Raw genomic sequence first — 18,746 nt, 5'->3', positions numbered from 1 at the left:
AAACATTAAAAAATGGCAATAGAAAACAACAACGTAGTAACGTTGAATTACATTCTTCACACAATTGAAGAAAACGGAGAGAAAACGTTTGTAGAGCAAACAACAACTGAAAATCCGCTAACATTTCTATATGGTGTGGGAATGATGTTACCAAAATTCGAAGAAAACATTGCTGGTCTTCAAATCGGTGACAAATCATCTTTTGAACTTGAAGCAGTAGACGCTTACGGAGAAAGAGATGACAGAGCCATGGCACAACTACCAGCTGATATGTTTAACGAAACTGGTCTGCCTCCAGTAGGTGAAGTATTACCATTACAAGACAACCAAGGAAATCAATTCCGTGCTGTAGTAGTAGAAGTGAGCCCTGAAGTTGTAGTAGCAGACTTAAACCACCCAATGGCTGGTAAAAAATTAAACTTTGACATTGAAGTATTAGCAGTTCGCCCGGCGACTGAAGAAGAGCTTTCTCACGGTCATTCACATGGCATCGACGGTACAGAAGGACACTAGTCTAAAGTATCGATAAAACAATAAAAAAGAGCTGTCTCAAAAAGACAGCTCTTTTTTATTGTTTTACAGCACGTAGCATTTCTCTTTTCCCTGGCGCCCCTGGTGCCTTTTCAACCTTAAAGCCTAAAGCTTTCATCGAGCGTTTCAGATTCCCGGTAATAGCATAAGTAACGAATACGCCCCCCTCCCGCAAATATTGACAGACATGAGCAAGAGTCTCATCAGACCACATCTCTGGTTGATGGATCGCCGCAAAAGCATCAAAATAAATTACGTCAAATAATTGATCACTATTGAATTCAAGCACTTTGTGATGAACTAATTTCCAAGTTATATCAGGAGTAAGATCGGTAGATTGAGACCAAGCGTTATTATACTTATCTCTAAAAGACGCCCAGATGCCAGGTATTACATAATTATCGTACCCTGTAGCGAATATAACATCTTCCAACAAAGGATAAGCCTCTATACCACAATAATGAAGTTTGAGCTTATTTTTGAAAGCGTAATCAGCGGATTGCAAAAAATTGAGCCCAGTACCAAATCCTATTTCCAAAACAGCCGCTTTATCTGTATTTTCCTTCTCAAGATAATACGCTAAGCCGGACTGAACAAACACATGCTTGCTTTCCTGTAGTGCGCCATGTTTCGAATGATAATGTTCACCAACTTCGGCATGATATAAAGTATTAGAGCCATCGGCTGTAACCACAAAATCCATAATAAACTATTTTTTTGCACAAACTTACGCAAATTTGGTGCAAGGATCAGCCTGGGTGCACGACAAAAATCTAGCCTTTGTTTATTTGGCGGTTTTGCCCTCATGATGCAAAAACCGAAATCCTTACAACCGGAAACCAGCCTTGATGCGTGCAAATTGATGGTTACGATACATATCCCTTCCTTCTTTTGTATTAAAAACTACTGCAGCTTCAATCGAAAATACCCGTCGAGAATAAACAGCCCCCAATTTATGCCCCAATAAATGTTTAGATATGGCATAACGTCCTTCCTTTTGACTTGTAAACAAAGCCCCCTGAATAGTAGCGTTATAAAACTGGTACATATAACCGGGTGAGTAGAAGAAATAATACTCCGTATCATCCGACAAAAAACCACCATTTCCAGCAAACTGACTATTACGGTAAGCAGCCAATTTCCCAGTACGAATAGTGAACTGAGCTGAAACATTAGAAAAATTCATCCCCCCCCTTGCACCGGCCTCTCCTGCAATCTCAAAACGATCGGTTTCACTTCGCCAGATATTTTTCAAAACCGAAGCTTCTACATCCAATCCCACAGCGCTGTTCAGCGAGGACTCCCAGCTTTCCACCTCGTACATATTGAAAACATTATGGATAAACCTTTGTATCTGCTTACCCTTACCAGCTTCTCCGACCGTGCCTACTTCTAATTTTACCCGCCATAACCAATCGCTGGTATAAGTGCGTTGAAAGCCCCCATTCAAGAAAAAACGACCTGTAGATGGGCGATCCCAGTTCAAATCGCTTCTCCCTCCTATATATTTACCGTTGAAAAGTTGGTGTCCAAATTGTAGCGATAATACATCGATATGAGTAGCAGAATACTGCATTAGCTTATCGTAAGTAAGTACAAGCCCATTCGTATAATACTGATCCTGCCCTTGCAAGAGATAAGAATCATTGTCCGTTTGCAGGCTTATCGCATGACTTCTGTTTGCTTGGGCAAACGCAGTTAATCCAGTAAAACAAAGTCCCATCGCAAGAAGCAACTTCTTTCTAAAGACAGGAATTAACCGATCGCACACGCTCATTTGTAATCTTTAATATTAAAAAAGGTTATAACTTTCTAAAGGATAACTTAATCAAACCTACATAAATTCGCCTTTACAAGCAATATCATTGCCTAGTGATATAAAAGCGAATTTGTAGCTCTCCTCATCCATTTAGATTCTTTCATAGAGGAAATATGAATCTCAAATCTAAGTTTATTTTAACAAAAAAACACTAGCTAACTTCTTCGTAACGATTATACTGCAGCGAATAAACAACTAAATTCAAAATTAGAAATACGGTGCTTATTCTAATAATAAAAATGATTAGAACAGAATTCGCAAAAAAAAACTATTTTAGCTTAAGACTAAGCTTTATGCAATCCATTATTAAGAACTATAGCAGCATAATTCTCCTTCTGATTGGTATCAGTATCGGGAGTCTTATTGGTGTATTTTTACCCGGTTTTGTTCCTTACATCAAGCCGTTGGGTGATATTTTCTTAAATTTATTATTTGTTGCCGTCATACCGTTACTATTTTTTGCTATATCATCTGCTGTTGCAAATATCGAAGGAGATAATCGTTTAGGACGGATACTTACTACAATGGTTTTCGTGTTTGTGATCACTATAGTCATCGCATCAGTTCTTACCATATTAGGACTTTGGGCCTTCCCAGTCACCGCAATCAGCGATGGCCGAGGTCTTGATGAGACTATTCTAACAGATCCAAACGATAGTTGGGGCAATAAAATCGTCCGATTTGTTACAGTCCCCGAATTCGTTAATCTCCTTTCCCGACAGAATATACTCGCCTTCGTTATTTTTTCTTTCCTTGTAGGCACCTCTGTTCGCAAAAGTGGCGAAATAGCCCAACCTTTCCTTCGTTTTTTGATAGCAGGAAATGAAGTAATGAAAAATATGCTAGGTTTAGTCATGAAATTAGGCCCGATTGGCTTAGGAGCCTATTTTGCCCATCAGGTACATGATCTAGGTCCCGAATTATTCGGCTTCTATGCAAAACCATTGGCGTTTTATTACATTTTCGGAATTATATTTTTCTTTATTCTATTCTCACTATATGCCTTTATTGCTAAAGGCAGAAAGGGAGTCCCTCTTTTTTGGAACAATAATATTACTCCCTCTCTTACCGCTTTGAGTACATGCAGTAGTCTGGCTACACTTCCTTCAAATCTCCTCGCTGCAAAGAGAATAGGTATCCCCAATAGCGTTGCTAATGTCGTCATACCCCTAGGCAACACACTCTATAAAAACGGTTCTGCAATTTCGTCTATCTTAAAGATTTATGTAGCCTTTGCTATTTTAGATTGGGATTTTTTCGAACCATCAACCCTACTGATGGCTGTAGGAATCACGCTCTTAGTCAGCATGGTCGCAGGGGGCATTCCGAACGGCGGTTTTATTGGAGAAATGTTAATGATTTCAGTATACAGCATACCTAATGAAGCTATTCCGGCAATAATGATTATCGGAGCTTTGGTCGATCCTTTGGCTACGATTTTGAATGCAACAGGCGATACGGTAGCCTCTATGTTAGTCACCCGCTTCTCTGGTGAAAAGTTTTCATCAGATTGAAAAGATAATCAGGCCTAAATCTAAAAATACGCATTCGTAGAGGTAGTCCTGATTTGTAATATTCATGATGCAATAGCGTATCCAAATCATCATATGATAAAACGACAAACAAAACACCACCTAACGGCTCATTAACAAAGCCTTAACCGAGATTGAGCAATTATTTAGATTATCTCTAAATAATATCATCCATTTGCTAAATTCCTCCTTTCATTTCTCATTTCGTATTTTTGTAGAAAAACAACACGAGATACAACAAACTCATTTATACAAATGAATCCGTGCTCGTTATAAAGAGTTCAAACATGAAGTATCTTGGATACTTCATCCCGACAAGTCGGAACAAGGTAATGCCCTTTAAAAGAAAAACCGATACACCAACTGGCGTATCATAAAATAATTTAAACAGATGAAAAAAAGTTCGATCATTTTAATTGTAATCATAGCAATAGCAATTGCCATGATTTTGGTTATTTACACAGATTCTAGTACGTATTCTACTTTTGCTGAGGCTAAAGAAAAGAACACAGAACTTTATGTGGTCGGCGTATTGAATAAAGAAAAGGATCTTCATTATGATCCGGTAAAAGATGCAAATCATTTTTCGTTTTATATGTATGATAAGGATAGTACAGAATGCCAGATCGTATTCAATGGTTCAAAACCACAGGATATCGAACGGTCGGAGCAAATCGTATTAACGGGAAAAATGGAAGGTAATACATTTCATGCAAGCAAAATTCTAATGAAATGCCCATCAAAATACAATAAGGATCAAGTTGAAGTAATCGAAGCGACAACTACTGCTTCATTATAATTTCACCAACTTCATACTTCTAATTTCTTACTTATTACAATGGATATTAATTACGTAGGCGAGCACCTATTGCCAGGAAAGATAGGTCAATTTTTTGTTATTCTATCTTTTGGAGCGTCTTTACTTTCGCTTATCAGTTACTTCTTTGCAACTAAGAATCCCGAAGAGCAACATTGGAAAAAATTAGGTCGTATAGGTTTTTTCCTAAATGCAGTATCAATCGTCACCATCGGTTCAATTCTATTTTACTTGATATACAACCATTATTTTGAGTATCATTATGTTTTTGCCCACTCTGACAGAACATTGCCTACACACTATATAATATCCTCTTTTTGGGAAGGGCAAGAAGGCAGTTTCTGGCTTTGGATGTTTTGGCAGGTTGTATTAGGTACCGTTCTTGTCTTTAGAGCCAAGAGCTGGGAAACTCCAGTAATGACCTTTGTCATGCTGTGTCAGACCTTTTTGGCCAGTATGCTGATTGGCGTAGAAATATTTGGAAATCGTATCGGCAGCTCACCATTTATACTACTTCGCGACGCGCTCAACATTCCAATCTTGAAAGACCCGAACTATCTTTCCATGATTGCAGACGGGAATGGATTAAACCCCTTACTACAGAACTATTGGATGGTCATCCACCCGCCAACCTTATTTTTAGGATTTGCGTCCATGATCGTTCCATTTGCTTATGCAGCTTCTGGACTATGGCAAAAACGCTATAAAGAATGGATGACACCTGGTCTACCATGGGCACTTTTCGCGGTAATGATATTGGGTGCGGGGATCATAATGGGTTCATTCTGGGCATATGAGGCATTAAACTTTGGGGGATTCTGGGCTTGGGATCCGGTAGAAAACGTATCCATTATCCCATGGTTTACCCTTATAGCTGCAGTGCACGTAATCTTAGCGTACAAGCATTCGGGTCATGGTTTTTTCACAGCTACATTATTATCTCTTGTTAGTTTTGTGCTTGTAATTTATGCCTCTTACCTAACACGCTCAGGTATATTAGGCGAGACCTCAGTACACTCCTTTACCAGTTTAGGTATGTCGGGACAGCTGATTTGGTTTAACCTGACATTTTTCATCATTATGATTGGCCTAATGGTGTGGAGACGAAAAGAGATCCCAAGTTCTCAGAAAGAAGAAGATATCTATTCCCGGGAATTCTGGTTATTTATAGGTGCTTTGGTCCTTACGGTAGCTTGTGTACAGATGATTGCAACAACGTCAATACCTGTATTTAATGCTCTTTTTGGCACAAAAGTAGCTCCTCCTATTGATCCTATCGCACATTATAACAAATGGCAAGGCGCATTTGCTGTCGTAATCTTATTACTCACAGCTATAGCTCAATTCCTGAAATATAAACGCACAGATAGCAAAAAATTCTGGGCTTCTATATTGGCTTCTCTGATCGTCGCCATTTTAATAGCGGCGGTCGTAATCTATTTCACAAAAGTGTACAGTAATGTCATGTATGTGCTTATCACATTTACGGCTGTATTCTGTGTCATTGCCAATATCCGTATCCTCAGCGATGCGTTCAAAGGGAAATGGAAACTTACAGGGTCTGCAGTGTCTCACATTGGGTTTGGACTGCTTGTATTAGGAGCTTTAATTGCTGCAGCTACAAATGAGGTTATATCGGTTAATGACAGTGGTTATATCGGTGTTCAAAACTTTGGAAAAGAGGGCGACAAGTTCACTGATCCCGGAGAAAATCTATTCTTGACAGAGGGCGAACCTGTTCAGATGGGAGACTATAAAATCACTTATGTAGGAGATAGCGTAGCTCCACCCAATGTATACTACCACATCAAATACGAGCGATTGGACGAAGAGAGTGGCAAAGTAAAGGAACATTTCGTATTGAGTCCTTTTGCTCAAAATAATCCGGACATGGGCGGGCTGATAGGCACACCCGCGACCAAACATTATTTAAGTCATGATGTCTACACATTAATCACGGCTGCTGCCGCCGATTCTCAAGCTCCTATGAGCAAGATCAAAGAAGAAGAGAAAACCGGATTTGAAGACTACGACGAACCAGCCACTTATCAGGTAAATATCGGAGATACATTGCGCTATAGAAACGGTGTTTTTGTAATAGAAGGCATCAATAAAAATGCTAAACTGGAAAACATTCCGTTAAAGCCAAGTGATGTCATAGTAGGTCTAAAAATTAAAGTCATTGCTTCAGACCAAAAGTCATACGACGTAGAACCGACATTCTTACTGAAAGATGGCAATGCCTATGATTTCAATAAAGATGTAAGTGAGCAAGGATTGAAATTCAGATTTACGAATATCCTGCCCGAAAAAGACAAGTTGGAAATTATGGTTTACCAAAAACCTCTCCCTGAAAAGAAATGGATTGTTTTCAAAGCCATCAAATTTCCTTACATCAACTTCTTCTGGTTAGGCACGATTGTAATGACTATCGGTTTCTGTATGGCGATATACAGACGAATAAAAGAAGGCAAAAGTAATCTGATAAAAAACTAACGATGGAAATTGTTATAATAGGCAGTGGAAATGTTGCAACACAACTTGCAAAAGCCTTTTGCAAACATGGTCATCCTATAAAACAAGTATTCAGTAAACAATCAGCCAATGCAAAAGCATTGGCTGATACGGTTAAAGCAGAATCTATTTCTAATCTTTCGGACCTTGATCTAGAGGCCGACCTCTATCTGATAGCGGTTTCTGATACGGCCATTGCCCAAGTTATTTCTGAAATGCCCGAAATAAAAAAAGGGATCGTGGTACATACTTCTGGAGCCACTCCAATCGAAATTTTGCAGCGTTTCGACAAGGCAGGAGTCTTATACCCCGCCCAAAGCATAAGCAGGCAAGTCGAGATCGATATAACAGGGATACCATTCGGAATTGAAGCCAATTCGTCCGAGACTTCAGAATCACTATTCAATCTATTGACCCCAATAGCGACACGTATCTTCTCCTGCAACTCCAAGCAACGCTTAGCGTTACACGTATCGGCCGTGCTTGTTAACAACTTCCCGAATGCGTTATTTAGTATGGCACAAGAAATCCTAGAACGTGAAAATATGGACTTTGACCTCCTCCGTCCAATCATTTTAGAAACAGCAAATAAGGTTCAAAATCACCTCCCTACAGAGGTACAGACTGGACCAGCCGTAAGAAATGACTTCAGCACGATAAACAGGCATTTGCAATTCCTAAGTTATTCAAATGAGCTAACTCAAATCTATCAACATTTGTCTGATTTCATTATAAAAAGCAGACATAAATAGCACATTGTTTACAAAAAAAATAAAAATTTAAACCTACATCCTAAAGCCCAAATTACTTGCTAATTTTGCTGAAAATTAAAACAAACACGAATAACAAACGTTTGTTTATAGAGTAACTTCATATATATCATGGCAGTTAGAAAACTAATTCTTGTATCCATTATTCTGTTAAATGTAATCATCATTTCTTTTGGGATTATCTTTACACCACGTTGGTTTTGGCTTTTAATCGTTCCAATTCCATTATTGATCATTGCTATCTACCATAGCGTTCAAACAAGTCACGCAATCCTCCGTAACTACCCCTTAGTAGGTTATTTTAGATATATATTCGAATCTATCCGTCCAGAGCTAAGACAGTACTTTTGGGAATCGGATACTGACGGTCGTCCATTCAATAGAAGACAGCGATCTATTGTCTACCAAAGAGCTAAAAATCAACGGGAAACGGTAGCCTTTGGTATGCAGACGGATCCTCAGGCGATTGGTAACGAATGGATTGCACATTCTATCTTTCCGACGCACATAGAGAATCACGACCTACGTACGATGGTTGGAAATAGTCAGTGTAAACAACCTTATAGCCTAAGTATTTATAATATTTCCGCTATGAGTTATGGTGCACTTAGTAAAACAGCGATCACAGCCTTAAATAAAGGAGCTGCTTTACAAAACTTTGCCCACAATACGGGAGAAGGAGGTATCAGTACTTACCACATCAACGGTGGTGACCTTATTTGGCAAGTCGGTACAGGTTATTTTGGATGTAGAAATGAACACGGCTATTTTGATGGCGATCTTTTTGCAGAAAAGGCGAGTAGACCTTATGTCAAAATGATTGAGTTAAAAATGTCACAGGGAGCGAAACCAGGTCACGGAGGTATACTTCCGGCAGCAAAGAATACTCCAGAGGTTGCCGCTATCCGTCACGTCGTTCCCGGAACGGATGTTATGTCCCCTCCTGCGCACAGCGCATTTTCAACCCCATTAGAAATGATGGCATTCATACAAAGATTAAGAGATTTATCTGGCGGTAAACCAGTAGGTTTTAAGATTTGTATCGGGGATAAACAGGAATTTATCGAAATCTGTCATGCTATGCAAACAACACAGATATTCCCCGATTTTATATCCGTTGATGGATCAGAAGGAGGAACCGGTGCTGCTCCCCTAGAATTCACAGACAACTTGGGTATGCCTTTGTATGATGCATTGACATTCGTCACAAAGACACTAATTAACTTCGGCTTAAAGAAACACATTAAAATCATTGCTTCGAGTCGTGTTGTTACCGGTTTTGACCTTTTAAAAGCTATCGCTTTGGGAGCAGACGCTTGTTACAGTGCACGAGGTATGATGTTTGCTTTAGGCTGTATCCAAGCATTAAAATGTAACGAAGATATCTGCCCTGTAGGAGTCGCAACACAAAGACCTCACCTATACAAAGGTCTTGATGTGGAAGATAAATATGTACGTGTTGCTCAGTTCCACAGAAACACGCTTCGCGCTACTGTAGAAATCATGGAAGCATGTGGTTTTAAAACGTTAGATGATGTAACTGCGGATAAGTTTTTCAGAAAGACAGACAACATTACCACACTTAGTTTCCAAGACATATACTTTAAAGAAACAGGACGACTAAACAAAAAGGAAAATTCCTTTGCAAAGGAAGAATTCTTAGATCAATAACATTATATAAATAAAAAGGCCTAATCGGAGAGATTAGGCCTTTTTATTTATGACAGAATATGTTCATTTCAAATTCTGGAAAACCTTTTCAAGTATTTGTTGTGCCATTTTCAAATGTTCCTCATCAATCCCCTCAACGGATTCACGAATTGTCTGAGAAGCCTGCCTCATTCCCACTTCTCTCAATTTACGCCCCTCCTTCGTCAGGTAAATCAGATTTGAACGTCTATCTTGTTTATCATTCACACGTATCACTAAACTATCCCTTTCGAGATTGTTGATCAGTCTTGTAATACTAGGTTTGTCTCTGAACGTCAAATTTGCAAGCTCTTGCTGTGTGAGTCCCTCTTCCATCCAAAGATAGTATAGGATACTCCATTGCTCAGCAGTTATGTTTACCTTAAACTCTCTTAGGTTACGATGTAGCCTTCTCGAAATAGCTGTAGACGCTTTCCCCGACAAAAAGGAAAAAAACTCCTCCGAAATTAATGTTGATTCATTCATTAGTTAGTTATAATTATAGGTTGTTTATGCAATTAAGGAAATCCATAATCAATATCCAAATTTTATTTCAACATTCTAACTTTAACATCAAAATTTCTTATATTTATTCGTATGGAAAATTTGCTGATCGTATTGGTATTTGTAGCGTCAATCGTATACAAAATATATTCAAATTATAAGGAAGAAATGGCAAAATCGGCCAAACGCACCCCGCAAAGGCAACCTCATCAGCAAAACTCCGATAATCGACCGCTGTCGCCAGCACATCGCCAGCAGTCCACTCCACCTCCTATTCCAAAGATTGTTCAACAACAAGCAGCAAACCCATTTGTAACAAAGAGCAATATAATACAAGAGATTCCTGAGGAAGTACAACGTGCAAAACAAAATCGAAAAGCAAAACCGATCGAACGACAAGATCGACCAGAAAACGAAGGCCAATTGGAGAGACAGCCTATTTCATTTGACTTGAGACAAGCTGTAATTCAGTCTGCAATTTTAGACCGTCCTTATAAATAATATTGTACTTAATCTATAATAACGAAAACTTATCTGCGTCTTGTAAAAATGGGAATTGTTCGCGGGCACTTTCAAGGTCTTTGGGATTTAGCGTAAAAGTATAGAGATCTTCGTCCTCAGGCTTGTAGTAGACCACATCTCCTAGAGGAGAAATACACATCGAGCCTCCCGAATAATAAACTTCATTACCATCATGCCCTACTCGATTAACACCGATGACAAAAGCTTGATTTTCTATAGCACGGGCAGGAATTAATGCTCTCCAATGGGCAGAACGCTTGTCCGGCCAACTCGCAGTATACACCAACAAGTCATACCCGTTCTCCTGATTTCTGGACCATACTGGAAAGCGTAGATCGTAACACACCATTGGACAGATTCTCCAACCTTTAAGCTCAACGATCACCCTAGACTCTCCAGCTGTAAAAACACTATTTTCATTGGCCATTCCGAATAAATGGCGCTTATCATAATGGACATAGCTCCCATCAGGCGACATCCATACAAAACGATTATAGTATCGCCCTTCCTCTTCAATAATAAGTGTACCCGCGACGACACATTCAAAGGACTTAGCCGTATTATACATCCAGCGCATGGTCATTCCATCCATTCGTTCGGCGCATTTTTCGACATTCATCGTAAAGCCGGTATTAAACATCTCTGGAAGTATTATCAGGTCTGTCTTACCTTTTAAAGAAGACAAGCGTAATCCTAAATTTTGCAGGTTCTTTTCTGCATTCTCCCAAAACAAATACGCCTGAAATACGGTGATCTTTATAGTTTCCATGAATGTTTACAACTCGATTATATTATACTAAACAACCAATTTAGTAAAATTACTCTAAAAATCCTAAGTTAATTATTAACGAGCCCTGTACATTAGACGATCAGCGAGACTTCTAAGATCTTCTTTTCTAGATTCCTCTACATTTATATCATCCAAGCTTGCATAGGCATGCTGTGTGTATAATTCTTTTAACGCATTCGCTTTCTGCAAAATATCGTATTTACCATACAACATTTTCATCTGTTCTACTTTTGAGTTCGATTCGGATAATGGTAGACTTAAAACAGCATCAAACAACTCCAGATCCTCTCTATCCAATCCCTGCTTTAGTAAAATATGCAATATAGTTTTCTTATTGACGATGATATCTCCACCCACTTGCTTTCCAAAGGTATCTGGGTCACCAAAAGCGTCTAGAATATCATCCTGTAGCTGAAAAGCAATACCTAAGTTTACCCCAAAATTGTACAGTTTAAATCGATCTTCATCCGAAGCGTTTGAGATAATAGCTCCAAGTTCTAAGGCACCGCCTAATAACACGGAGGTCTTTAAACGAATCATATTTACATACTCTTCCTCCGTAACATCCTCTCTGCTCTCAAAGTCCATATCCATCTGCTGCCCTTCACAAACCTCTAAGGCAACCTTATTAAAGGCCTTTAATAAAATAGGGACAAACACTGCAGGACATTTGGCCAACTGCTCGTAAGCCTTAATCAACAAAGCATCTCCAGATAGTATCGCGACATCTTCGTTCCATTTTTGATGCACAGTAGCCTGTCCGCGTCGTAATGGAGCTTTATCCATAATATCATCATGGATCAATGTAAAATTATGAAAATACTCGATAGCAACAGATGCTGGCACCACCTCATCCATATCCAAACAACCAAAGAGGTCTGCTCCCAATATCACCAATTGAGGTCGAATCCGCTTTCCTGCCAAAGAAAGTATATATTTTATGGGCTGATAAAGGTTTTCTGGAGAGGAGGGCAAATCAGCGTGAGTCAAGGCTGTACTAATCTTTTCCGCAAAAATTGGATTTCCAAACATATCGATCTTCTAAAAAATGCTGCCACGAAGATAAGTAATAAATTCCGTTGTGTCCCGACTACCCTACATGAATTCACCTTTTTAATACACGTGAATACATTCATTTTATCTAAGTTTGTAAAAAAACTCTTAACGTTTATCAAAACCTGGGTAAAGACCATGATTACTTCAGTATTTTGGACGGTTTGAGCACCAACATTTACAGACGATAACACTTTGGATATGCGTATTCTTCTTATTCATAACTTTTACCAACATCGAGGAGGAGAAGATACTGTCGTCCAGCAAGAGGCCGAACAACTGTCAAAAGGCAACCTAATAAAGACCATTACAACAAAAAACAGCACAGGTCTAAAAGGTTTATGCCAATTCCTGCTCTATCCCTTTAACATTTGGAAAGCGAAACAAATAATGAAGGATGTCTTAGCATTCAAACCTGACATCGTACATATACACAATGTGCATTATGCTTTAGGCCCTTGGATTATACATACGCTAAAGAAAAAAGGCATTCCCGTTGTTATGACATTGCATAACTTTCGGCTTATTTGTCCCTCAGCAACACTTTTTTTAAAGGATCGGCTTTTTACAAATAGTCTTAATGAAGATTTCCCTTGGACTGCCGTAAAAGACAAAGTACTGGACAATAGCTTTATCAAAACATTCGTTACAGCTTTCGTATATTGGTGGCATAAGAAAATAGGGACATGGTCACAAATAGATCAATTTTTGGTCCTTTCTGAATTTTCAAAAAATATATTTATCCAATCTAAACTCGGTTTAACCGAAAACTATTTCGTTGTAAAGCCGAACTTTGCTACAGTAAACCAACTTAATGAAAAAAAATTTGAGAATTTTTTTCTTTACATAGGAAGACTTTCTCCTGAAAAAGGCATACTACAACTGCTCGAGGCAGTAACAAAAACAAGCTATCCTCTAAAGATCTTTGGCACTGGACCTTTAGAAAAAGAGGTTGTCCAAATCGTACAGGATCACCCCAATATTGAATTTTTGGGTTTTCAGTCATCGGATATACTTCGCCAAAATATGGAAAAAGCATCTGCGCTTGTTGTTCCTTCGGTATGTTATGAAGGAATGCCCATGACCATCTTGGAAGCATATGGACTAGGAACCCCTGTACTAAGCAGCAATATTGGTATTTTACAGGAAATGGTCGTACCTTTATATACAGGATTACATTTTGATCCTTATTCGTCGAACAGTATCCAAGAGACTCTGACTCAATGGATAGATCTGAGCAGTCAGGAAAAAGAAATCATGAGTAAAAACTGTATCACAATCTATACAGAAAAATACACCGCAACTAAAAACATTGATCTATTGTTGAAAATATACAAAACAGCAATCGATCACAATGCTAACAAACAATGAGTATTATCATCATAGACCACTTAAATATCGCTCCAAAAATTCAAGAGGTGCTTGAGTCAATTTATGACCCAGAATTGAAACCTGCCAATATTGTAGATTTAGGCCTCGTTTACGAAATCATAACCAAAGAAGGCGGAATAGCTAAAATAGTTATGACATTAACTGCTCCAGGTTGTCCTGTAGCTGGAGAAATCATGGACGAGGTACAACGTAAAGTCGCAGCTGTTGAAGGCGTCAACGAAGCACTGGTTGAACTTACATTTGATCCTCCCTGGAATAGAGATATGATGAGTGAAGAAGCAAAACTAGAATTGGGATTTCTTTAATCTTTTTTTGAAGAGACACTTGCTTCCAACGCTGCAAGTGTTTTCTTTGGCTTTGCAACCTTCTCCTCTTTACCAAACAAAGCGTTCCAGATCTTTCTAGATTCTTTCGTCAATAAGGGGGATACAATGGAGAGGATCAAAACATAAACCACGACGAATGACTGCAGTATAGGCAACAAGCCCCCTGCTTTACCTATATTGGCCATAATGATTGAGAACTCTCCTCTTGCAGATAACGTAAGTCCAATATCGAAAGAAGCGCGAGGTTTCATTTTTGAAAAATGAGCAGCAAAATAACCAGAAGCTACATTACAGACGACAGTAATTACCGCAGCAAGTGTAGCCCAACCTATTGCGCCGCTTAACGTATAAATATCGATTGACAGGCCGAAACTAAAGAAAAACATAGCCCCAAAGAAATCTTTGTATGGTAATACCATCGCTTCAATTTTCTTAATATATTTCGAGTCTGCAAATACTAGCCCGGCCATTAATGCTCCGATAGCTTCGGCTACGTGTATAGTTTCAGAAAATCCCGCGATAACAAATAACAAACTAAATATAATCAGGATAAAGAGCTCCGATGATTTTTCCTGAAGTAATCGGTCGATAAAAGGGATTAATTTTCGTCCTAAGATGAGAAATGTCAATATAAATCCCAATGCCAATAATGATGTACCTAATACTGCAAGGACTGAGGTCCCTCCTGTCAAAATAAGACCAGACAAGAAAGATATATGCATCGCGATAAATAAATCGTCAAACATAATCATCCCCATAATCACCTCCGTTTCGGGATTGGCAGTACGTTTAAGATCCGTCAGCACTTTTGCTACTATAGCGGTAGAGGAACTGGTCATCAAACCACTTAACACCATCACTTCTTTGAAGGGAAGATCCATTAACCAGCCGATAAACAGCCCCGACACAAAATTTAGCAATACATACAATGAGCCTCCAGTTACTATAGATTTGCCGGATTTGATCAACCGCCCAACAGAAAACTCAAGCCCCAGATAAAAAAGTAAAAACAACACCCCCAATCGCCCCATAAACTCGATAAAAGGCTTACTTTCAGAAAAGGTAAAAAAGTTCCATACTTTATCAACGACTGAGGTCAGCGTTGGGTTATTTGCCTGCTCTAAAAACTGCAACAAAAAACTGGGATATTCTTTATTTCCCAACAGCATTCCTATAATAATAAAAAACGGTATAACCGAAAACCGCAACCTATTGGCCAATAAGCCAACTGATGCGACCAACAAAACGGCAATTCCTATTTCCAATATTATAATATGCGACATATAATCTTATAGCAGGATCTCTTTCAATAATTTAATGCTTTTTGCTTTACCGGCAATAACCAAAGTTACACCAGGTTCTATAATATACTCAGGTCCGGGATTTATAACGGTCTCATTATCACGAATAGCAGCTATAATAGATGCTCCGGTCTTTTGTCGAACCTCGAGTTCACCAATACTCTTGTCAACGCCGTCATTAGAGGCCTCCACTTTGTACCATTCAATGCGTAAATCATCCAACGCTACTTCAATTGTTTCTAAGGCCTTAGGCTTATACGATAAGCCTCCTAAAATACCCGCCACCTGCCTAGATTCCTCATCCGAGAGCGTCATGACACATTGTGTATCATTATCTTCTTCATCATGACGGTATAGCTCTCGCCGACCATCATCATGAATGACTACGACCATATTATCACCGGCTTCAGTTTCAATCTGATACTTTTTCCCAATGCCAATAAGATCACTTTCTCTAACTACCGACATGATTAGTTTTATTAGTTAAAAATTAGACGTTAACCAAACTTAACGAAAATTACTGTTATATACAACCTACAACGGGCAGGTTCTATCCTTCTTTGCTAGCATCCAAAAGGATATAAGCGCCATCTTCTTTCTGCTTTGGTCTTCCTATGGCCATAGATTTGCCGTGATAGAACATAAAAACCCATCCCTCTGGAGCACCTTGCTCCCAATATTCTATACGACGATCACGAGCTGCACGACCATCATAGTCATATTTAGCAATAAAGTTTTTAAACAGTTCCTCTGGCTCCGGAAGGACATCTCCACCGAAGAAGAAATGCTCGCCCCCAGTCTCAATATGAAAAGCTTGATGAAACTCAGTATGTCCACCATTGATTTCATAACGAATTTCGTGGTCTACACTACCCTCTCCTTCTACTAATGTCAAGTTACCACTACGTTGTAACACGTCAAACACCTCTGTACGATAAGAATCCGACTCCGAACTATATGCATTTTCCCATTCTCCTCGTTGTACGATATACTCTGCATCTGGAAAGGCAATACGACCGACACCATCTTTGAAATCTACCATACCTCCAGTATGATCTTTGTGGAGATGAGACATCAATACATACTTGACATCGCCGGGTTCAAACCCTAATTTACGAATATTATGATGGATCAACAGTTCATCCTCGGCAGTGCGGTACCCTAAGCCTGTATCACACAAGATTAAACCACAGCCTGCAACAATCAAGAAGGGGTGAACATGAACGAATAAAGAACCCGGACGGCTCTTAGGGTCATCCTTTAATGGATCAAACGGAATGAATTTCTTTGTTCCGTCGACAGAGAATGAACCTTCAAAAAGGGAATATGCTTGTATCATCTTTTATAATCTTGTAAATATGACAGTTAGGCGTACAAACCACTAAATACAATAATCAACATTAGGTAAAAGCACCTAGAAAATGTATATTTACATACAAAATATAGTGCAAAGATATGCAAAAAAGGTGGGTCCTAAAACCAAAAAATGACAGCAACAAAATTAGTAAAATACAATCTGAACTGGGTGTAACGCCTATTGTTGCTAGGCTATTGGTTAATCGGGGCATCGACACCTTTGAGCAATCCAAAGCCTTTTTCAGACCTTCGCTCGAGGAATTACCGGATCCTTTCTTGATGAAGGATATGGATATTGCTATTTCCCGAATCGAAAGAGCTATAGGCAATAATGAAAAGATCCTGATCTATGGAGACTATGACGTAGATGGAACAACAGCGGTTGCCGTTGTTTACAGCTTTTTCCGTGCTTTTCACTCCCGTATTGAGTATTATATTCCCGATAGATATGCTGAGGGATACGGTATCTCTACGCAAGGTATCGATTACGCTGCCGACAATGATTTTTCGTTAATTATTGCTTTAGATTGCGGAATCAAAGCTTTAGATAAAGTTGACTATGCCAACACACGTGGAGTAGATTTTATTATTGGAGACCACCATCTTCCAGGCGACACCATTCCTGATGCCTGTGCTGTATTGGATCCAAAGCGTGTAGACTGTCCCTATCCTTATAAAGAATTATCAGGATGTGGAATAGGATTTAAAATCATCCAGGCATTTATAAAAAAGAATGAAATGAATATGGATGAAGCCTACCAATACCTCGATCTAGTCGCGGTAAGTATAGCTTCTGATATTGTTCCGATTACCGGTGAAAACAGGATATTGACACACTTTGGGCTAAAAAAACTAAACACAAATCCTTCCGTAGGATTACAGGCCCTAATAGATCTTTCTTCCAATAGAACTGGGATTTTCTCAATTAACGATATTGTATTTCAGATCGGCCCCAGAATAAACGCTGCTGGCCGGATAGACCATGCTAAAGGGGCAGTCAATCTTTTGATATCAAAATCAAAAGACGAAGCCTCCAACTACTCTGCAATGGTGGACGATCAGAATAATCTCCGAAAGGATTTTGATCTGAGGATAACCGAAGAAGCACTGGCTATTATTGAAAATAGCGAAAGTGATAAACTAAAAAAATCAACGGTACTCTATAAATCTGATTGGCACAAAGGTGTGATAGGAATAGTTGCTTCTAGACTAACAGAAAGATACTATCGCCCCACCATTATTCTCACCGAAACGAATGGCCATATAGCAGGGTCCGCGCGTTCTGTAGTCGGATTTGACCTATACGAAGCGCTTAGTGAATGTAGCGACTTACTAGACCAATTTGGTGGGCACAAGTACGCTGCTGGATTAACCATGCAGGAAAAAAACATCTCCCTCTTTCAGGCTCGTTTTGAAGAAGTTGTACAACGGTCGATCAAACCTGAAATGCTGCAACAGGAAGTATCTATCGATGCAGAAATTGAACTTAAAGATATCGACAACAAGTTTTACCGCATTCTTAAGCAATTTGAACCCTTTGGACCTCAGAATGAAGCTCCTATATTTATCTCCAAAAACGTGCAGATCCACGGCAGTGCTTACATCGTCGGGTCTAATCATTTAAAATTTACGAGCCTCCAAGAAGGATCTCCTAGTTTTGACTGTATCGCCTTTGGATTAGCCGAACACATCAATCACCTTAATAGCAAGAAACCTTTTGATATTTGCTATAGCATCGAAGAAAACAACTGGAGAGGCAAAAAGAACCTTCAGTTAAACATCAAAGGAATCCGTTATTAAAGCAATCACTCTAAAGCAGCGGAGAGTTTT

18 protein-coding genes are annotated in these 18,746 nt (G+C 39.1%); 10 read left to right on the top strand and 8 right to left on the bottom strand.

Annotated elements, in window-relative coordinates:
* Positions 1 to 12: 12 nt before the first annotated feature.
* Positions 13 to 513, top strand: coding sequence for an FKBP-type peptidyl-prolyl cis-trans isomerase (locus tag B5X76_RS02780; RefSeq protein WP_079641010.1), 501 nt, complete (start codon positions 13 to 15; stop codon positions 511 to 513).
* 55 nt (positions 514 to 568) lie between these two features.
* On the opposite strand, the gene mnmD is transcribed toward B5X76_RS02780, so the two are convergent.
* Complete coding sequence (gene mnmD, locus B5X76_RS02775) at positions 569 to 1,234, bottom strand: tRNA (5-methylaminomethyl-2-thiouridine)(34)-methyltransferase MnmC2 (protein ID WP_079641008.1); 666 nt, start codon at positions 1,232 to 1,234, stop codon at positions 569 to 571.
* Positions 1,235 to 1,357: 123 nt separating this feature from the next.
* Positions 1,358 to 2,308 carry a lipid A-modifier LpxR family protein gene (locus B5X76_RS02770; RefSeq protein ID WP_079641006.1) on the bottom strand — a complete coding sequence of 317 codons (951 nt, stop codon included), beginning with the start codon at positions 2,306 to 2,308 and terminating at the stop codon, positions 1,358 to 1,360.
* A gap of 281 nt (positions 2,309 to 2,589) precedes the next feature.
* Here B5X76_RS02770 and B5X76_RS02765 point away from each other — a divergent pair, with 281 nt between their 5' ends.
* The 5 genes from B5X76_RS02765 to B5X76_RS02745 all read left to right on the top strand — a co-directional run bounded on the left by B5X76_RS02765 (position 2,590) and on the right by B5X76_RS02745 (position 9,654).
* Positions 2,590 to 3,864, top strand: coding sequence for a dicarboxylate/amino acid:cation symporter (locus tag B5X76_RS02765; protein WP_245800921.1), 1,275 nt, complete (start codon positions 2,590 to 2,592; stop codon positions 3,862 to 3,864).
* A 409-nt stretch (positions 3,865 to 4,273) separates the two neighbouring features.
* Complete coding sequence (locus B5X76_RS02760; RefSeq protein ID WP_079641004.1) at positions 4,274 to 4,681, top strand: cytochrome c maturation protein CcmE domain-containing protein; 408 nt, start codon at positions 4,274 to 4,276, stop codon at positions 4,679 to 4,681.
* Between the two features lie 39 nt (positions 4,682 to 4,720).
* Positions 4,721 to 7,195 (top strand): heme lyase CcmF/NrfE family subunit, encoded by a 2,475-nt coding sequence (locus B5X76_RS02755; protein WP_079641002.1) that lies wholly within the window; start codon positions 4,721 to 4,723, stop codon positions 7,193 to 7,195.
* A 2-nt stretch (positions 7,196 to 7,197) separates the two neighbouring features.
* Positions 7,198 to 7,965 carry a Rossmann-like and DUF2520 domain-containing protein gene (locus B5X76_RS02750; RefSeq protein ID WP_079641000.1) on the top strand — a complete coding sequence of 256 codons (768 nt, stop codon included), beginning with the start codon at positions 7,198 to 7,200 and terminating at the stop codon, positions 7,963 to 7,965.
* Positions 7,966 to 8,094: 129 nt separating this feature from the next.
* A complete protein-coding gene (locus B5X76_RS02745) occupies positions 8,095 to 9,654 on the top strand; it encodes an FMN-binding glutamate synthase family protein (RefSeq protein ID WP_079640999.1) in 1,560 nt (519 codons plus the stop codon).
* A gap of 63 nt (positions 9,655 to 9,717) precedes the next feature.
* Here B5X76_RS02745 and B5X76_RS02740 read toward each other — a convergent pair whose 3' ends face one another.
* Entirely contained in the window at positions 9,718 to 10,158 is a 441-nt protein-coding gene (locus tag B5X76_RS02740) for a MarR family winged helix-turn-helix transcriptional regulator (RefSeq protein ID WP_079640997.1), read from the bottom strand.
* Between the two features lie 111 nt (positions 10,159 to 10,269).
* Here B5X76_RS02740 and B5X76_RS02735 point away from each other — a divergent pair, with 111 nt between their 5' ends.
* Positions 10,270 to 10,677 carry a hypothetical protein gene (locus B5X76_RS02735; protein ID WP_079640995.1) on the top strand — a complete coding sequence of 136 codons (408 nt, stop codon included), beginning with the start codon at positions 10,270 to 10,272 and terminating at the stop codon, positions 10,675 to 10,677.
* Between the two features lie 13 nt (positions 10,678 to 10,690).
* Here the strand turns inward: B5X76_RS02735 and B5X76_RS02730 are convergent, their stop codons facing one another.
* Together B5X76_RS02730 and B5X76_RS02725 are read right to left on the bottom strand one after the other, a co-directional pair.
* The gene (locus B5X76_RS02730; RefSeq protein WP_079640993.1) at positions 10,691 to 11,467 is read right to left on the bottom strand and encodes an amidohydrolase; all 777 of its coding nucleotides are present in this window, start codon (positions 11,465 to 11,467) and stop codon (positions 10,691 to 10,693) included.
* 75 nt (positions 11,468 to 11,542) lie between these two features.
* Positions 11,543 to 12,520, bottom strand: coding sequence for a polyprenyl synthetase family protein (locus B5X76_RS02725; protein WP_079640991.1), 978 nt, complete (start codon positions 12,518 to 12,520; stop codon positions 11,543 to 11,545).
* A 222-nt stretch (positions 12,521 to 12,742) separates the two neighbouring features.
* Here B5X76_RS02725 and B5X76_RS02720 point away from each other — a divergent pair, with 222 nt between their 5' ends.
* Both B5X76_RS02720 and B5X76_RS02715 read left to right on the top strand, forming a co-directional pair.
* Complete coding sequence (locus tag B5X76_RS02720; protein WP_079640989.1) at positions 12,743 to 13,912, top strand: glycosyltransferase family 4 protein; 1,170 nt, start codon at positions 12,743 to 12,745, stop codon at positions 13,910 to 13,912.
* 47 nt (positions 13,913 to 13,959) lie between these two features.
* Positions 13,960 to 14,238, top strand: coding sequence for a metal-sulfur cluster assembly factor (locus tag B5X76_RS02715; protein ID WP_317042849.1), 279 nt, complete (start codon positions 13,960 to 13,962; stop codon positions 14,236 to 14,238).
* On the opposite strand, the gene B5X76_RS02710 is transcribed toward B5X76_RS02715, so the two are convergent.
* The 3 genes from B5X76_RS02710 to B5X76_RS02700 form a co-directional block, all read right to left on the bottom strand.
* Complete coding sequence (locus B5X76_RS02710; protein WP_079640985.1) at positions 14,235 to 15,542, bottom strand: cation:proton antiporter; 1,308 nt, start codon at positions 15,540 to 15,542, stop codon at positions 14,235 to 14,237. The genes B5X76_RS02715 and B5X76_RS02710 overlap by 4 nt on opposite strands.
* Before the next feature lie 6 nt (positions 15,543 to 15,548).
* Positions 15,549 to 16,028 carry a cation:proton antiporter regulatory subunit gene (locus B5X76_RS02705; RefSeq protein ID WP_079640983.1) on the bottom strand — a complete coding sequence of 160 codons (480 nt, stop codon included), beginning with the start codon at positions 16,026 to 16,028 and terminating at the stop codon, positions 15,549 to 15,551.
* Positions 16,029 to 16,110: 82 nt separating this feature from the next.
* The gene (locus B5X76_RS02700; RefSeq protein WP_079640981.1) at positions 16,111 to 16,899 is read right to left on the bottom strand and encodes an MBL fold metallo-hydrolase; all 789 of its coding nucleotides are present in this window, start codon (positions 16,897 to 16,899) and stop codon (positions 16,111 to 16,113) included.
* A gap of 116 nt (positions 16,900 to 17,015) precedes the next feature.
* On the opposite strand from B5X76_RS02700, the gene recJ reads away from it, so the two are divergent.
* Complete coding sequence (recJ, locus tag B5X76_RS02695; RefSeq protein ID WP_079640979.1) at positions 17,016 to 18,716, top strand: single-stranded-DNA-specific exonuclease RecJ; 1,701 nt, start codon at positions 17,016 to 17,018, stop codon at positions 18,714 to 18,716.
* The last annotated feature ends 30 nt before the right edge of the window (positions 18,717 to 18,746 follow it).

Origin of the sequence: Sphingobacterium nematocida, from assembly GCF_900168125.1 — a bacterium.
Classification (GTDB): domain Bacteria; phylum Bacteroidota; class Bacteroidia; order Sphingobacteriales; family Sphingobacteriaceae; genus Sphingobacterium; species Sphingobacterium nematocida.
Note: the sequence above shows the minus strand (reverse complement) of the source record. Positions and strands in the feature narration are given on the sequence as shown.

Bases quoted from the DNA above. Each gene is read 5' to 3' on its own strand.
- B5X76_RS02780 (WP_079641010.1), top strand. From the start codon at position 13: ATGGCAATAGAAAACAACAACGTAGTAACGTTGAATTACATTCTTCAC.
- mnmD (WP_079641008.1), bottom strand. From the start codon at position 1,234: ATGGATTTTGTGGTTACAGCCGATGGCTCTAATACTTTATATCATGCC.
- B5X76_RS02770 (WP_079641006.1), bottom strand. From the start codon at position 2,308: ATGAGCGTGTGCGATCGGTTAATTCCTGTCTTTAGAAAGAAGTTGCTT.
- B5X76_RS02765 (WP_245800921.1), top strand. From the start codon at position 2,590: ATGATTAGAACAGAATTCGCAAAAAAAAACTATTTTAGCTTAAGACTA.
- B5X76_RS02760 (WP_079641004.1), top strand. From the start codon at position 4,274: ATGAAAAAAAGTTCGATCATTTTAATTGTAATCATAGCAATAGCAATT.
- B5X76_RS02755 (WP_079641002.1), top strand. From the start codon at position 4,721: ATGGATATTAATTACGTAGGCGAGCACCTATTGCCAGGAAAGATAGGT.
- B5X76_RS02750 (WP_079641000.1), top strand. From the start codon at position 7,198: ATGGAAATTGTTATAATAGGCAGTGGAAATGTTGCAACACAACTTGCA.
- B5X76_RS02745 (WP_079640999.1), top strand. From the start codon at position 8,095: ATGGCAGTTAGAAAACTAATTCTTGTATCCATTATTCTGTTAAATGTA.
- B5X76_RS02740 (WP_079640997.1), bottom strand. From the start codon at position 10,158: ATGAATGAATCAACATTAATTTCGGAGGAGTTTTTTTCCTTTTTGTCG.
- B5X76_RS02735 (WP_079640995.1), top strand. From the start codon at position 10,270: ATGGAAAATTTGCTGATCGTATTGGTATTTGTAGCGTCAATCGTATAC.
- B5X76_RS02730 (WP_079640993.1), bottom strand. From the start codon at position 11,467: ATGGAAACTATAAAGATCACCGTATTTCAGGCGTATTTGTTTTGGGAG.
- B5X76_RS02725 (WP_079640991.1), bottom strand. From the start codon at position 12,520: ATGTTTGGAAATCCAATTTTTGCGGAAAAGATTAGTACAGCCTTGACT.
- B5X76_RS02720 (WP_079640989.1), top strand. From the start codon at position 12,743: ATGCGTATTCTTCTTATTCATAACTTTTACCAACATCGAGGAGGAGAA.
- B5X76_RS02710 (WP_079640985.1), bottom strand. From the start codon at position 15,542: ATGTCGCATATTATAATATTGGAAATAGGAATTGCCGTTTTGTTGGTC.
- B5X76_RS02705 (WP_079640983.1), bottom strand. From the start codon at position 16,028: ATGTCGGTAGTTAGAGAAAGTGATCTTATTGGCATTGGGAAAAAGTAT.
- B5X76_RS02700 (WP_079640981.1), bottom strand. From the start codon at position 16,899: ATGATACAAGCATATTCCCTTTTTGAAGGTTCATTCTCTGTCGACGGA.
- recJ (WP_079640979.1), top strand. From the start codon at position 17,016: ATGCAAAAAAGGTGGGTCCTAAAACCAAAAAATGACAGCAACAAAATT.